At 41.3% G+C, this 14,065-nt stretch carries 16 protein-coding genes and 1 pseudogene; 9 read left to right on the plus strand and 8 right to left on the minus strand.

Going from position 1 to position 14,065, the window contains the following annotated elements; genetic code table 11:
• Positions 1–31 precede the first annotated feature (31 nt).
• Together MKY24_RS12050 and MKY24_RS12055 are read left to right on the plus strand one after the other, a co-directional pair.
• Positions 32–1,003, plus strand: a complete 972-nt coding sequence (locus MKY24_RS12050) for an ABC transporter substrate-binding protein (protein ID WP_023988518.1) — start codon at positions 32–34, stop codon at positions 1,001–1,003.
• A gap of 24 nt (positions 1,004–1,027) precedes the next feature.
• Positions 1,028–1,816 (plus strand): hypothetical protein, encoded by a 789-nt coding sequence (locus MKY24_RS12055; protein ID WP_068940986.1) that lies wholly within the window; start codon positions 1,028–1,030, stop codon positions 1,814–1,816.
• Positions 1,817–1,911: 95 nt separating this feature from the next.
• Here the strand turns inward: MKY24_RS12055 and MKY24_RS12060 are convergent.
• Positions 1,912–2,064: pseudogene (locus tag MKY24_RS12060) on the minus strand (alpha/beta hydrolase); the annotation flags it as partial.
• A 218-nt stretch (positions 2,065–2,282) separates the two neighbouring features.
• Between MKY24_RS12060 and MKY24_RS12065 the strand changes: the two are divergent.
• Complete coding sequence (locus MKY24_RS12065) at positions 2,283–2,858, plus strand: TetR family transcriptional regulator (protein WP_068939468.1); 576 nt, start codon at positions 2,283–2,285, stop codon at positions 2,856–2,858.
• 165 nt (positions 2,859–3,023) lie between these two features.
• Here MKY24_RS12065 and MKY24_RS12070 read toward each other — a convergent pair whose 3' ends face one another.
• The 3 genes from MKY24_RS12070 to clpP are packed head-to-tail and all read right to left on the minus strand — an operon-like array spanning position 3,024 to position 4,588.
• Positions 3,024–3,689 carry an MBL fold metallo-hydrolase gene (locus tag MKY24_RS12070; protein ID WP_028541346.1) on the minus strand — a complete coding sequence of 222 codons (666 nt, stop codon included), beginning with the start codon at positions 3,687–3,689 and terminating at the stop codon, positions 3,024–3,026.
• A 48-nt stretch (positions 3,690–3,737) separates the two neighbouring features.
• Positions 3,738–3,944, minus strand: a complete 207-nt coding sequence (locus MKY24_RS12075) for a hypothetical protein (protein WP_071558774.1) — start codon at positions 3,942–3,944, stop codon at positions 3,738–3,740.
• 59 nt (positions 3,945–4,003) lie between these two features.
• Positions 4,004–4,588 (minus strand): ATP-dependent Clp endopeptidase proteolytic subunit ClpP, encoded by a 585-nt coding sequence (gene clpP, locus MKY24_RS12080; protein WP_013310269.1) that lies wholly within the window; start codon positions 4,586–4,588, stop codon positions 4,004–4,006.
• 224 nt (positions 4,589–4,812) lie between these two features.
• On the opposite strand from clpP, the gene MKY24_RS12085 reads away from it, so the two are divergent.
• Positions 4,813–5,514: an RNA polymerase sigma factor gene (locus MKY24_RS12085; RefSeq protein ID WP_339202080.1), complete on the plus strand. Its 702-nt coding sequence runs from the start codon at positions 4,813–4,815 to the stop codon at positions 5,512–5,514.
• A gap of 177 nt (positions 5,515–5,691) precedes the next feature.
• A complete protein-coding gene (locus MKY24_RS12090) occupies positions 5,692–6,402 on the plus strand; it encodes an alpha/beta hydrolase (protein ID WP_339202309.1) in 711 nt (236 codons plus the stop codon).
• 153 nt (positions 6,403–6,555) lie between these two features.
• On the opposite strand, the gene MKY24_RS12095 is transcribed toward MKY24_RS12090, so the two are convergent.
• Positions 6,556–7,095 carry a DUF4303 domain-containing protein gene (locus MKY24_RS12095; RefSeq protein WP_339202082.1) on the minus strand — a complete coding sequence of 180 codons (540 nt, stop codon included), beginning with the start codon at positions 7,093–7,095 and terminating at the stop codon, positions 6,556–6,558.
• A 242-nt stretch (positions 7,096–7,337) separates the two neighbouring features.
• On the opposite strand from MKY24_RS12095, the gene MKY24_RS12100 reads away from it, so the two are divergent.
• Positions 7,338–7,832, plus strand: a complete 495-nt coding sequence (locus MKY24_RS12100; RefSeq protein WP_053325395.1) for a hypothetical protein — start codon at positions 7,338–7,340, stop codon at positions 7,830–7,832.
• 215 nt (positions 7,833–8,047) lie between these two features.
• Here the strand turns inward: MKY24_RS12100 and map are convergent, their stop codons facing one another.
• Both map and MKY24_RS12110 read right to left on the minus strand, forming a co-directional pair.
• On the minus strand, positions 8,048–8,794 hold the full coding sequence (gene map, locus MKY24_RS12105; RefSeq protein WP_023988527.1) for a type I methionyl aminopeptidase: 747 nt from the start codon (positions 8,792–8,794) through the stop codon (positions 8,048–8,050).
• 26 nt (positions 8,795–8,820) lie between these two features.
• Positions 8,821–9,543 (minus strand): TetR family transcriptional regulator, encoded by a 723-nt coding sequence (locus MKY24_RS12110; protein ID WP_028541339.1) that lies wholly within the window; start codon positions 9,541–9,543, stop codon positions 8,821–8,823.
• A 399-nt stretch (positions 9,544–9,942) separates the two neighbouring features.
• Between MKY24_RS12110 and MKY24_RS12115 the strand changes: the two genes are divergently transcribed.
• The 3 genes from MKY24_RS12115 to MKY24_RS12125 all read left to right on the plus strand — a co-directional run bounded on the left by MKY24_RS12115 (position 9,943) and on the right by MKY24_RS12125 (position 11,981).
• A complete protein-coding gene (locus tag MKY24_RS12115) occupies positions 9,943–10,215 on the plus strand; it encodes a CD3324 family protein (protein ID WP_028541338.1) in 273 nt (90 codons plus the stop codon).
• 459 nt (positions 10,216–10,674) lie between these two features.
• A complete protein-coding gene (locus tag MKY24_RS12120; RefSeq protein ID WP_053325397.1) occupies positions 10,675–11,679 on the plus strand; it encodes an alpha/beta hydrolase in 1,005 nt (334 codons plus the stop codon).
• A gap of 137 nt (positions 11,680–11,816) precedes the next feature.
• Entirely contained in the window at positions 11,817–11,981 is a 165-nt protein-coding gene (locus MKY24_RS12125) for a DUF255 domain-containing protein (protein WP_081047469.1), read from the plus strand.
• 818 nt (positions 11,982–12,799) lie between these two features.
• Here MKY24_RS12125 and MKY24_RS12130 read toward each other — a convergent pair.
• Complete coding sequence (locus MKY24_RS12130) at positions 12,800–13,360, minus strand: recombinase family protein (RefSeq protein ID WP_339202085.1); 561 nt, start codon at positions 13,358–13,360, stop codon at positions 12,800–12,802.
• Between the last annotated feature and the right edge of the window lie 705 nt (positions 13,361–14,065).

Genomic DNA, 14,065 nt, shown 5'->3' on the forward strand with positions numbered 1-14,065 from the left:
TAAATCAAATGATCAGGAGGACCACCGAAGAATGAAGCAACAACGACATATAATCGCAGGTTTAATTATCGTATTGTTCGTCATTGTAAGTACTGCTTGTGGAGCCAATAATGCAGGAAACACAGCTAGCAATTCTGAAAAAGCGAATAAAGGAGCCACTGCTGAGCAGCACGTTATTTCAACTTTAAAAGGGGACCTTAGTATTCCAACGGAGCCCAAAAGGGTCATTGGACTCTCTGTTGTTTACCCAGAGTTGTTATATGCACTTGGCGTTACGCCTGTTGCGGTACAAAACTATCATCCGGATTTCCCATCCTATTTAAAGGAACCGTTTAAAGATACACTGAAGATGGGAATTGCCCAAACTCCTAATTTTGAAGCTATTCTGGCCTCTAAGCCGGATTTAATTATTGCCCCTACGTGGTGGTCCGATAAGGATTATGCTCAGCTTTCCAAAATTGCACCAACGGTGCTTTTACCGCAGCGGGATGATTGGCGTGATGAGTTACGGGATATTGGCAAGGTTCTAGGCAAAGTGGAACAGGCTGAAAAGGTCATTCAGGATTTGCAAACGAAAGAAACTGAAGCGAAGGAGAAACTTCATTCTCTAGTTGGTGACGAGACAGTCATGTACATGATGATTATGGCGAAGGAGATCGTTATTTACGGAGAAAATAGTGATCGGGGAATCTTCATCCATAAGACATTAGGTCTAAAGCCGATTAAAGAATATCCACAGGGTGAGCTAAGTCTATCCATTTCATTGGAAAAAATACCGGAATATAATCCTGACCATATCATTTTGCAGTTAGATGATGACTCCAGTCAAGAAGTTCGGAATAGATATGAGGAAATGCTGAACAGCTCTTTATGGAAAAACATGACAGCCGTGAAAAAAAAACAGGTTCACATGATGGGAGGCAAGGAATGGTTTAGTCTTGGCATGTCTCCATTGGCAGATCTTCATGCTATTAACGATGTCGTTCATGCTTTTGAAAAATAGAGAACAATAATGGGAGTGTATGCTATGGGCACGGTTGATTTTCAACATTTGGAAGAAAAATTTTTCCTTACTTTGAATGAGCTCGATAAAACCGTGCTTACCATCCCTGCATTTGATCTATTAAAAGTTGAAAATATGAATCACTTAATCGACACATACGGCACGCTCATCAAAGCTAAAGAACGTTCAGCAGCAGCAGCTTTTTTTATTAGCTGGTACGCCGGGGTATGCGGTGCGATGCAGCACATGCTGTATCAAGGCAACGTGTTGCTGTTGGATTTATCATTATCTAATTTATCCGTACAATTATATGTAGTTGACGGCTATCCGCTTTTTTCATTTAAAATCAACGAAGTGCGATTTAACCAAATTTCGATAATGGACTGGGATGAGGGGGAGAAGAAATCGCTTGATTCCTTTTACAGGGAACAGGTAACGCCTATAATCCAACTTTTGTCCCAACTGGCCCCCATAAACGCTATTCCATTATGGGGACAAATCGTTAATGCGTTGTATGCTCAAATGGAAGAAGAGTTGGCCGAAGCGTCTGATGAAGAAAGTAGAACCAGGATCATTTCTTTTTTCAAATTGCTCACACACGATGTCGATGCTAGTGCGTTCGGACTCCGTAATAACCCGTTTAATATTAAACCAAATTTCATTGAACACCCAAATATCCCTGATCAAAAAATGTTAGTGAAAACAGCTTGTTGCCTGGCTTATTGCTTGGATCGTGAATTTGGTTACTGTTACGCATGTCCGCGATTAAAAGAAAAGGATCGGGCATTAATGAGAGCGAATGGACGTTGTTGAAAAAACATCTGCTTTGATTGGATAATAACGATTGAAGCTATGGAACTACGATTTTGATGGGCATGTTGCGTACGAACAATATATTTTTACAGTTGTTATATGAATTTCTTCATTTCATTAAATGCTAACTCCCTGTGACCTGCTACCACCTGTTTCTTTAGTAAATACTTTGGTGTAATGGACGCAGCATTGATTAATTCTTGTTGGATTTGTGCGAGTCGGCTAATAGGTACGTATTGATCATCTTCTTGATAATAATCATTGATAAAACGATTAATTTGAAGATTGAATTGTTCATTATTGACATAGGATTTAAACATATATTTTCCTCCTTCAATTTGGGTATGTGCTTACTATAGAGTATAGTTACTACATAAAAAATAATTAGTATCGCATAATCTGTAAGATGTCTTACATGTTATATATGAAGTGTTCGAAAACTTACACATAAGGAGCAAGTGGTTGAATGAATGAAGATATCAGAATTTATAAAACAAAAATAGCTATTGAGCGAGCTTTAATAGAATTACTCCAACAACATGATTTTAAAGATATTACGATCAAAAAAATCTGTGATCAATCTCTTATCGGACGTTCTACCTTTTATAGTCATTATTTGGATAAGTACGACTTGCTAGAAAAAATAGTTAAACAGTATGCTTCTGATTTTAAAGTTGAAATTAAGCAGCGTTTTGATTCCACGGAAGATGGCAAGGTGGCAAACGCCATAGAACTTGTAACCGATAATATGATTAAGAATAAGCTCGAAATTTCAACATTGTTAGCCGTTCATGAAGTGACAGCAGATCTACGTAAGGAATTTGAACAAATTTTGTTTAGGACTTGCTTAGATTATTTAAAGCAACAGAATTCTTCAACTTCGATCGCATTAGAGTATTTAGCAGAACTATATGCTGCTAACTCAATGATGTCTATTCAGTGGGTCTTGAAAAATGGCAAAGATGCTAACATCATTCTTCTTTTAGATCAAATGCAAGAATATATTTTTAATCAGTTAAAGTCTGATCTATATACAAGTTAGCACACGGGGAGTATGGGTTGCAGGAATAAACAATGAAGATCTATTTTGTGAAATGCAAAATAACACTTTGTTAAAGTTCAATCACGAATTAACAAAGTGTTATTTTAAATAATCTTCTCGTTCACAACATTGTTTCACCAAAGGTAACTTACCGGAACTTTAACTTTATAATCCTTGGGTAAGTCCTAATATCTGATCATTCACATGTACATTACTTAATCCCCCGTGATAACAAACTACGGATGCAATGTCGAGATCCAAATACTTTTTTAATGAGAGATGAGCTACTTTTATATCGGGTGTGGTCGGGACATGAATTCCCGCGAGAATCCCGTTTACACTGTACATCGAATCCCCGGCAATAAGAGTTTTACTTTGCCTTAAATAAAGGCTGATATGACCCGGAGTATGCCCAGGCGTATGGATGACGCGAATCCTGCCGCAAAACGGCAGTTCCTGACCATCTATTAAGGTATCGTCCACTTTGCCCTTCGGGGGATTCACAAGGTGACCATCTTTTAAAAGAGGGATCTCCCCCTGAATATACGGCTTATCCAGTTCGTGTGCATAGACTTTAATATGACTGCCACACTCCTGCAAAATCTCAGGAAGACTTCCTATATGATCCACATCTTGATGCGTCAAAATCACAGCTTTTAGTTGGTCAAACGACACGCCTACCTTTTCCATAGCCACGCGTAAATCTTCCATTTGCCCAGGGAGTCCTGTGTCTATTAAAACAGCCATTTCTTGATCCCACAAAAGAATAGGGTGAATCATATTCCCATGAAAATCTAGCTGAAGCATTTCTACCCCCTGTGAAATTTCCATAATATCGGGCCTCCGTACAATGTAATTGCCACCCATGCTAGAATAGGTTCATGGGGCGAATCCAACTCTATAGCGTTGCCGTTCCTTAATGTCAATGGATACGGTGCGAATGGATGTAATAGGAACAACAAGCGTCTGATATTGCGTAACGTATTTAACGAACTTGTCGTCAATCTGATCCAATATCCCGTCGCATACATTTGTCCCATCTATAAAATGAATAGTTACTTCCTTGCCTTGTAAGCTTGCTAACATGATATCACCTCGTATTATTTCTTGAAGTTTCTTGCAGATCATTAGGTTTTGAGCATACTTTACAAAGAAGTTATCACTTGATCAATAACACCATATTCCAGTGCCTCCTGAGCGGACATGTAAAAATCCCGGTCCATATCTTTTTCGACTTTTTCAAAAGATTGCCCGGTCCGTTCAGCTGTGATACGGGTTGCCTTTTCACGCGTCCATAAAATTCGTTTTGCGCTGATCGCAATATCGCTGGCCTGACCTTGTGCGCCGCCGTGCGGCTGATGGATCATGATTTCACTGTTCGGCAACGCCGAACGTTTCCCTTTGGCGCCCGCCAGCAAAAGGATCGCGCCAAACGAAGCAGCAAATCCCGTACATATCGTGTGCACATCGGGTTTGATGTACTGCATCGTATCATAAATGGCAAATCCTGCGGAAGTAGAGCCACCCGGGCTGTTGATATACATGTAAATTTCTTTTTCCGGATCTTCTGCCGCCAGGAACAATAATTGAGCAATAATACTGTTAGCCAAATGGTCATCAATGGCTGCCCCGACAAACACAATACGATCCTTTAATAGTCTGGAATAGATATCGTACGATCTTTCACCTTGAGCAGTTTGCTCGACAACATAAGGCACATAAACACTCATTTTTTATACCCCCAATTTCCTGTTTCCAGTTGATTTCTCCTTGTAAACGAACCGAGGCCATAAAAAGATACGGAGGTTTCAATGGGAAAACGATTTACGTAAATGGTGTAACTTTTACAACCACTTGTTCGTTTACATTGGAGGTAGCAAATGGCTTTGCTCTAGGAAAGGGCAGAATAAGACCGTGGAGGAGAGGACCTATGCGCATAGATGATTCTATACAAATGACAGATAATATAATAAACATCGAGAACTTGGAGGAATTACAGGCGGTCCTGAAACGTTACTGTCTGTCGCTTACGAAATCAAATTGGGATGCGGAAGAACTGGCTCAGGACACTTGGATCAAAGCATTAGGTAAGTTAAATAGCTTCGAGCATACAAATCCCGAAGCGCTTTTGCTACGGATTGCTAAGAACACCTGGATTGATGACATACGGAGAAAAGCAGTCTACACTCGGATATTGAATAGGGAACAAGCGAAAGTAACTGTACCCGATCATGGATCTTTTGAAATCGAGATAGCGTTGCATTCCTTAATGAATCATTTATCTCCGCTTCAGAGAACTGTTTTTTTGCTGCGAGATGTGTTTGGATATTCGATTCGTGAGACATCCGACATGCTTGAAACAACGGAGGGAGCGGTAAAAGTTGCACTCCACCGGGCACGAAAATCGCTTGGAGCAGTCAGGGAGGATCTTCTCAAAGGAGAGTTATCCTTACCGGAAAGTGAAAACTCGAAAACTTTTCTGAGAGCGTTGACGGCGGCATATCAGATGGGAGATATTGCAGCAATGGTTATGCTCTCCCATCAGGATGAAATGGAGCCGGACGTGGTGATCGGAATCGTCAATCATAAGCTGCACCGGAGTCTCGCTACAATAAAACAAACGCATTCCCATACCATGAGTATGATAGCGGCGTAGTTTGTTTTTCTTACCATCGTAGTATCATAGGATATAGCACTCAATTTTTCTGAATCGGGTGAAAGTAGGGTACTGATCATGAATTCTAACAAAATAAATTTGGAGCAGTGGAATCGCAAAGAACATTTTGATCAGGAAGACAACGTACCATTGGCTGTTTTAAGCGAGGATAAAGTAATGATAAAGCAAGAATTGAAAATCGAGGGCATTCCGGCAATTTTGTGGGGTGGTGAATCAGATAAGATATTTATAGCTATCCACGGTAATATGTCAAACAAGGCAGATGATGTGATCATTATATTTGCAGAAGAAGCAACGGCACAAGGGTATCAAGTCATTAGTTTTGATTTGCCTGAACATGGTGATCGCAAAGAAGAAGCGTACGTCTGTAAAGTTCAAAATTGTGTTCATGATCTTGACATAATCATGCGTTACACACAAAAGCAATGGGATGACATTAGTATTTTCGCTTGTAGCATGGGTGCGTATTTTAGTTTGCTTGCTTATAATCATCTCCCACTAAAACAATGTCTGTTTCTTTCTCCAGTGCTAGATATGGAGAGAATAATCAAAAATATGATGACATGGTTCAGTGTAAGTGAGGATAGATTAAAAGTTGAAAGAGAAGTATCTACACCCATTGGGCAAACACTTTATTGGGATTATTACTGTTATGTAAAATCACATCCGGTTGATACATGGAATAAGCCAACTGCCATTCTTTATGGTACTGAAGATGACTTGTGTGAATATGATGTCATATCTACGTTTGCAAGCCGATTTCATTGCCATCTAAAAGTGATGGAACATGGAAAACATTATTTTCACACCAAAGAGCAACTACAGTTTTATAGGCAGTGGTTGAAAGAACAATTATTCGCAAAATAAGTAAATGGGAAGCAAGGGGTTAATCTCACTGCTTCCCATTTAACGTACCTTCCAGCGCCGTATTTATCTTCAAAAGGTTACAAATAAGTAGCTGGTAAGTGAGTGTTTGAGATTGGAAAAAAGTTGAACCATGTGAAAGAGAATGATTTAGTATTATTGATAACGATGCAAGAAGTCATCAACTAATTTGGCGTTTGTCATCTGAATTACGGACTGATTTTCCAGTTCCTCGGCCATATCATCATCCGTCATGGACACGAAAAAAATAATATCTTCTTTGGATTGGCCGAATTGATTAAAAAGTACATCGTCTGTTTCCTTAACTACTTTGGCCATAATTTTTATCATTTCATCTTTATAGTCAAACACATTTTCGGTTGCATACAGAAATTTGCTAATATGATTGAGATGTGTTGTATCGCCATATTGATATTCGCTTAATGCCCATCTATAATAATTTTCATCTTCCTTGCTGTTGCACAGGTCTTGGGCTTTCATGTTTGTGATATGTCTAACAAGTGATTCCTCCGTATTAACAGCAAGAAACAAGGTGATAAAATCGCTGTCTGTGCCAAAAGCACAAGCGTAAACCTGCTCATTCTTCACTTCTTCCAATATGCTTTTAAGATCATCCAAAAATCCTGCCCTAAATCTTTCCTCAAATTCACTTAGAAAGTTGCTCATCTGATTCATATACTCCTTAATGTCTCTTTTGGTAAACTTAGATTATCAGATTTCTCTAATTAAAGTTAGTTGGAGTTTGTTCAATTAACTGGCAAAAAAAATTTTTAGAAACCCGTTCATTTGTTTAAAAAAAAGTTGTTATAATTGTTAGATCAGTGTGTAGAGATATTGGTACTAGTTTTAATGACCAAAAATATATGTCGCATGATACGTCTACCATCTGAAATATTTTTATTTCGGAGGGAAACAATATGTATAAGGAAGAAAGACTGCCTCAAAACGCAAAAGAAGGTATATTATTTTTATTGATTATTTCAATTATTTCAGTAAACACGATCGCCCCGATTATTATGGGATTGGAGCGCGGCTTTAGTAAAGAAAATTATTTAGAAACGCTAAAGATTATTCCGTTTATGTGGATTATCGTTGTTTTGTTAGTAAGATTGGTTGCGGGACCGTTAGTGGGTAAAGTGATACCCAAATTCGTAGGACAAACAGATGGATTTAATGCTAGAGTTTTATTGAATACTTTATTGAATGTTACGGTCTTATCTGTTCTTCTAACCATTATAGGAACTTGGGTTGGTACGAAACAAATAAGCCTAGAACCTTTTCAGAACTTCTTTCATAGTTGGTTTAGAAATTTTGGTGTAGCATTTTGGATTGAGCTATTGATTGCTCAGCCAATAGCAAGATTTGCAATGAAAAAAATACACGCAAGACAGGCTATCCAAGAAAGAGTGTAAATCCGTAACACGATACCAAAGTCATAATAAAAAACCGCATAACAACGTGGTTTTTCGTAAATCGGTAAAGTTACAAACCATGTAGAAAAAGCGCTGGTCCCAGGCTGGAACCAGCGCTTTTTCGCGTTTCGGATTACGAACTTTCATCAGGCCAAGCAGGCCGGGTTGGCGACTTATTTCCTAAATGACGCTTTGCCGTCCGTTCGCCTCTATACTTACTGGGCCGTTAAAATCAGTGGTCCGTCCGACGTAACTGCGATCGTATGCTCATATTGCGCTGACAACTTGCCGTCGGCCGTTCTCGCCGTCCACTGATCATCGTCGATCGTGATACGGAACGTACCTTGGTTGATCATCGGTTCAATCGTAAACACCATGCCTTCCTTTAACCGAATGCCTTTGCCGGCTACGCCGATATGCTCGTAGCTTGGCTCCTCGTGCAGGCTCCGCCCGATCCCATGCGCCAGCAGATCGCGTACGACCGAAAACCCGTTTGATTCCGCATGCTGTTGAATCGCCGACGTTATGTCGCCGAGCCGGCCCCCCGGGAGTGCCCGGGCGATCCCCAGATCCAAGCATTCCTTTGTCACCTTCATTAATTTTTGCGCTTCCGGCCGGATATTGCCCACCGCATAGCACCAGCACGAATCGCCAAACCATCCGCCGTATTCCACGACGATGTCGAGCTTCAGCAAGTCGCCGTCCATAAGCGCCTGGTTCGAAGGAATGCCGTGGGCCACCACATCGTTGACCGAAATGCAGGTTTCGGCGGGGAAACCGTTGTACCCTTTCGTAAACTGCTTGCCGCCCAGCTTGGTGATGTGTCTGGCAACAAAGTCATTGATTTCCCGGGTGGTGATCCCAGGCTCGATCAGTTTGGCCACCTCGCGGTAGCAGTCCGCAACGATTTGGCTCGCCGGCTTCATTTCTTCGATTTCCCTAGGTGATTTTAGAATGATCATCTTTGTCTATTCGCTCCTTATCAATTCTATAATTTTAAAAACCGGGCGATATCCATGGCCTCCTCGTGCAGCTTTCCGCGGCGAAGCGAAAGCGAGGCGCAGCCGACCAAGGCGGCCAGCAGCATTTCCGCGCGCTGTAGCGGATACGGCGGCTCCGCCGCGTTTCCGCCGGAAGCGGCAGTCCCGTCCACCGCATGACCGGTTTCCAGCAGCGCGGCAAGCGGCGCGAGCACCTCCCGGCGAAAGGCGGCCGAGAGCGGGGCCGAGCGCGCTTCAGGCAGCGAGGCAAAGCCCTCACCGGCCAGCTTATGCAGCAGGTACAGGGCGTGGTCCTCCGCCCAAAGCTGCAGCAGCCGAATGCCGGCGACGGCGACGGGGCCAAGCTCTGCGGCAGCGGCCGGTTCGCGGCTTTCGCTTTGGGAATCCGCGGCAGCCGAGTTCCCGGTGTCCGCCGCAGCAGCCAAGCCGAAATGCCAGCCCGTTGGCGCCTCCCCCGAAGCCGAAGCGCGCGGGGCCTCCAGCCATCCCCCGGCCCGCTCCAACGCGTCCCATAGCAGATCGTGGAGCAAATTGCCCTTATTGCTGTAATAATGGTATACCGTGCCATAGCCGAGTCCCGCCTGCACAGCCACATCGCGGATTTCCAGTAAAGGCCCTTTATTCAAAAACACATCGGCAGCGGCTTTCCGGATTTGCGCCAGACGCCGCAGCCGGATCTCTTCGTTTTGTTCCTTCGTGCGTGGAGACATCTCGTCCGTCACCTCTTTTATTTTTGACCTTCTCTTATGTCAATATAAAACATCGGCTTGCAAATAACAAGAGTCGGGCAAACAAAAGTCCCGGCAACACCTCATAAACGAATGAAGATCAGTTATATATCAGCTCAATTTTAATGGTTGGATTGTACTGATATCATTTAGCTGGTCCCAGGTGAGCAGAAGTTATGCTATACTTGCGAAGTAAAAGGGGGTGCCTACTGATGGAGAATCTATTGGGATTGTCTGTGACTTCTTACACTCATGCAAAGCCAATTATTAGGAAAGCGTTACTTTGTATGGGGCGAAACAATTTTTAACGCTGAACAAGCTTTTTTAATATTTTTGGCTTTGCACCTTATTTTAAAGAATCAAAATAAGGGGCGAGCAAAATTGAAATATACGAATGCTACAAAAGTTTTACCTCAAAAACTAATTATGGAAATTCAAAAATATGTTCAAGGAGAGACTCTGTATATTCCCAAGCCAAAAACGGAATATATGAATTGGGGCAGTTTGAGTGGCGGGAGAAGGTTGCTTGAACAGCGAAATGCCGCAATCAGAAATGCTTTTCAAAATAGCAGCAGTATCGAGCAATTAGCTAAGGAGTTTTTCCTCTCTACCGAAACCATTAAGAAAATAGTTTATTCACATAAAAATACCTAGTTTGTAAAGTGGCGTGGTACTCTACCCGCATAAATGAATTTAATTTTGGCCTCATAACGTGGTGAGCTTAGGGCGTGATCGGATGATCGCTGTGAACGACCAATCCGGTCACGTCTTTTTTATTTGGTAAAAGGTTTGATGTGTGTTCTCGCATTATCTCCCACATCCAGATTCCGAAATACGTTTTTGGCATTTCATTTTCTCTCTTGAACTTTTTACATACCGTTCTTGATCCCAAAATTCCGCTCACCCTCCCTCAATGATCCAACAGACCCATTCTATTTCAAAGGCTGTACTTCATTTTTTTATTATTGTTTTTATGCCAAAAATGATTCTAAATCGTTGTTTTCATTTATAAAGCTTATTTTAATCTTTAAAATATGAATATAAACGACAGCAACAATTGAAATATGTATTGATTCATTGTCTTTAAAACAAGAAAGCGGGGAAACGATTACTATGGGGGAGCAAAGAAGTAGAAGTAGACATCTGATTGATCCAGAAATTATCAGTGCAGTTGATTTAATACCAATAACCGACCTTACCGAATCTACACTAATGGAAGCACGTAAAAATCAATCTCAAATGATGCAACAAATAGATGTAACGCAGATGTTCCCTATTACATTAGAAAAAAAGGTTGTGCCAAGCTATTTTAGGGGTCCAGATATTCAAATAGAAATCATTAAGCCCTCACAATCAAAGCATCATAAGATGCCTCTATATTATTCGATACACGGAGGCGGGATGGTCTTAGGAAGTCCAGTCGTGGATCGTCCTGCTAATGCATCTCTTGCTTCACAACATGGTTTTTGTTGTGTATCTGTGTACTATCGCCTAGCACCAGAGCATGTACAGCCAAGTCAGTTACAGGATTGTTATTCGGGCCTAAAATGGTGTATTGAACATGCGGAAGAGTTAGGGATAGATACTCAGAAAGTTGCCGTAGGGGGCAGCAGCGCTGGCGGCGGATTGGCGGCTGGCCTAGCCTTGTACATTCGTGATCAGAAGGAATTCGAAATCCATCATCTAAGATTAATGAGGCCAATGCTAGATGATCGCACAAGCACCGCACCAGAGCATCCATACTCAGGAGAGTTTATTTGGACAAAACAAAGCAACTATTTTGGCTGGAAATCTGTATTGGGGGATGAACCGGGTCAGGAGGAGGTAAGTGAGTATTATGTGCCGGCCCGTGCTAAGTCATTGGCCGGATTACCACCGACTTATATAAATATAGGTACCCTTGATTTATTCATTGATGAGGCCTTAGTTTTTGCAAAACAACTGGCCTTTGATGGTGTCTTAGTGGAATTACATGTCTATCCCGGGTACCATCATATGTCTCCCGCGTTTCCGGATGCGCATTTTTCAAAAGAAGGGGCTAGAACAAGTGAATACGCCTTACTGAAAGCTCTGGAGATATTTGATATAAATTCTAATGAGTATAATGCTAAACTCTAATAAGGTACGATTACAGTAAATAAAGCACTGATGGAGAATATCCATCAGTGCTTTTTCATACCTACAACTACGGAAGTGGTGATGTCCCATGACAACGAGCAGCAAACCGAATAGACTAGCCAAGGAAAAATCACTTTTTGCTACAGCATGCTCACAATCCAGTAAATTGGTTCCCTTGGTCAGATGAGGCTTTTGAAATTGCTAAGCGTAATAACAAGCCCATTTTCCTATCTGTCGGCTATTCCACTTGCCATTGGTGTCACGTTTGCTTAAGCTTCAAAAGAAAAACCCTTACTGAATAAGGGTTTAGTTAAATTGAATAGATACATTCAGATTGTTCGTACCTTTATCGTAGATATACTCTATTCTAGAGATGATCATTTTTGCAATCATATTCTTATCATTTTCAGTTGCAGATTCAGAAGACCAAATGTCTTTAAATGACTTTATTAATTTCATCCGTTCTTTATTCTTCTCTCTGCTGTCGTAGTTTACCTCATAACGATGGACCGCTAATTCGGATTCGAGAGCAGATACTTCTTGTTGCCGTTTAACTTTACGCTCCTCATACTCTTCTCGTGTATATTCTCTAACTTTTCGATTACATCAGTGTTTATGTAATTATCACTATCAATAATTCTCTGTTCGTAATCGGCTATCTCCCAATCTATAAAGTCAGTAAGGACATTAACCTTCACGCCACTGTTGTTACAATAGTTGCCCAAGTGGTCGTATTTATTACAGGCCTTAAGTGAGTTAGTGGTATAACCATCAGATTATAACGCATCATTTTCTTTCATTTCCCACAAAACACTAGGCCAGACAGGGCATATGTCCCTGCCTTTATTTTTCTCTAACATGGCTAATAATTTCATGTGTTCTTCCTCAGTTTTTACAGCGGCATGACAGTTTTCTACAATGCCCCATTCTTCTCGTGGGTTGATAACCAGTGGTTGAGATTTCTTTTTTGTGACCAGATCCTTTTGTTTTGTTCGAATTTATTTTCCCTGTATCGTATTTGAGTGCCATAATCCATTTTTAGGTCCGGGACCGGGAATGCTACGTCTATTAAAATCCCAGCCAATTGTTTCTAAGCTTTTACCTCCAAAAATCCTGGATTTCATTTCTTGGTAGATAACATTTTTTTAGGAACGACATCAAGCCCTTTTATTGCTGCAACATAAACAAAAGGGAGAGGAGCCGGTCCATTTGTCCATTTGCCAAGCCTTGCTCCGACTTTCTTTCCGCGTTGCAAATTTTTCGTAGTTATCTTATATTCCTGACGAGCAAGTAGTCCTCTTACATCCACAAGCAGATCGTCAGTATCATCAACGAGGTTATATATTTTTTCAGGTGTGACTATGTACGTCTCACTATCACGGAAGATACGTTTTATCTTTCCTTGATCCTCAAGTTCCCCTCTGCCAAGACGCTGATAATCAACTACAAGAACAGCATCATAAATACCTTCCTCGACGTCAGACAGCAAACTCTTAAATTTAGGTCTGTACTCTATTGTTTCAGAACTGGCTATTTCAACGTATTCAACATACTTCCATCCATGCTTCACACATATCTTTCTCAAGACGAAGCGGTGCTTTTCAAGATCTGTATCTTCTTCTCCGCGGTTTTTTCGAAGATAAAGAGCGACGTATTTTATTATGTATGAAGTATTATCCATAACAAGACACCTTACCAATTGTAATGACACAATATAACGTTTAGAAAAATAATTAATAATTTTTTGTTAATTATTCGAAGTAACTATAAATCATTAGATTTTCAATAGTGTATTCTTATAACATGGAAAACAAAGAGAGAGCAGCACCCGACACGCCAATATACCTGTTTGACGGTGGTAGGCGTAAGACGAGCGACACCAGTTAGCCCCTTGCTATAAGACCAAGGGTAGGACAAGCGGGCATTCTATTCCTTGTGGGGCAATACATAAGGCAGGAGGGAGCCGAAAGGCGCTAGGCGTGCTATATATCCCTTGACCACATAAACATTACTCCATTCTTGCTAATGTGCGTCTGACGAGCGCATTCCTCATGCATGGTGATCCTAGCCGCTAAAGAGTGGATCAGGAGCGCAGCCGGGCGCGTAAGCAAGTACCGGATTCCAACAAAGCTTATATCATTACCTGTAAGCCCAGGCTGTACGAAACGCGTTCGTGCGGTCTGGCGGGGTTTGATGCAGAATGCGAGGTGCACTGCGGGGGTCAGATCCCCACGTCCTGGTTCAAATCCGGGCTTCTGCTAACATGGAATCAAAACCCATTTTTTTGTTGAATAATTACAATAAAAGACTTATAATGTAAATGTCATTATTACCTGTAAAAACTTTATCGATCATGAATACTCTAATAGTTTCTATACATACTAGT

It is taken from the genome of Paenibacillus sp. FSL P2-0322, assembly GCF_037975315.1.
In the GTDB taxonomy this organism is placed as follows: domain Bacteria; phylum Bacillota; class Bacilli; order Paenibacillales; family Paenibacillaceae; genus Paenibacillus; species Paenibacillus polymyxa_B.

Bases quoted from the DNA above. Each gene is read 5' to 3' on its own strand.
- MKY24_RS12130 (WP_339202085.1), bottom strand. From the start codon at position 13,360: ATGGATAATACTTCATACATAATAAAATACGTCGCTCTTTATCTTCGA.
- map (WP_023988527.1), bottom strand. From the start codon at position 8,794: ATGATCATTCTAAAATCACCTAGGGAAATCGAAGAAATGAAGCCGGCG.
- clpP (WP_013310269.1), bottom strand. From the start codon at position 4,588: ATGAGTGTTTATGTGCCTTATGTTGTCGAGCAAACTGCTCAAGGTGAA.
- MKY24_RS12095 (WP_339202082.1), bottom strand. From the start codon at position 7,095: ATGAATCAGATGAGCAACTTTCTAAGTGAATTTGAGGAAAGATTTAGG.
- MKY24_RS12075 (WP_071558774.1), bottom strand. From the start codon at position 3,944: ATGTTAGCAAGCTTACAAGGCAAGGAAGTAACTATTCATTTTATAGAT.
- MKY24_RS12110 (WP_028541339.1), bottom strand. From the start codon at position 9,543: ATGTCTCCACGCACGAAGGAACAAAACGAAGAGATCCGGCTGCGGCGT.
- MKY24_RS12070 (WP_028541346.1), bottom strand. From the start codon at position 3,689: ATGGAAATTTCACAGGGGGTAGAAATGCTTCAGCTAGATTTTCATGGG.
- MKY24_RS12090 (WP_339202309.1), top strand. From the start codon at position 5,692: ATGATAAAGCAAGAATTGAAAATCGAGGGCATTCCGGCAATTTTGTGG.
- MKY24_RS12065 (WP_068939468.1), top strand. From the start codon at position 2,283: ATGAATGAAGATATCAGAATTTATAAAACAAAAATAGCTATTGAGCGA.
- MKY24_RS12120 (WP_053325397.1), top strand. From the start codon at position 10,675: ATGGGGGAGCAAAGAAGTAGAAGTAGACATCTGATTGATCCAGAAATT.
- MKY24_RS12050 (WP_023988518.1), top strand. From the start codon at position 32: ATGAAGCAACAACGACATATAATCGCAGGTTTAATTATCGTATTGTTC.
- MKY24_RS12055 (WP_068940986.1), top strand. From the start codon at position 1,028: ATGGGCACGGTTGATTTTCAACATTTGGAAGAAAAATTTTTCCTTACT.
- MKY24_RS12085 (WP_339202080.1), top strand. From the start codon at position 4,813: ATGACAGATAATATAATAAACATCGAGAACTTGGAGGAATTACAGGCG.
- MKY24_RS12100 (WP_053325395.1), top strand. From the start codon at position 7,338: ATGTATAAGGAAGAAAGACTGCCTCAAAACGCAAAAGAAGGTATATTA.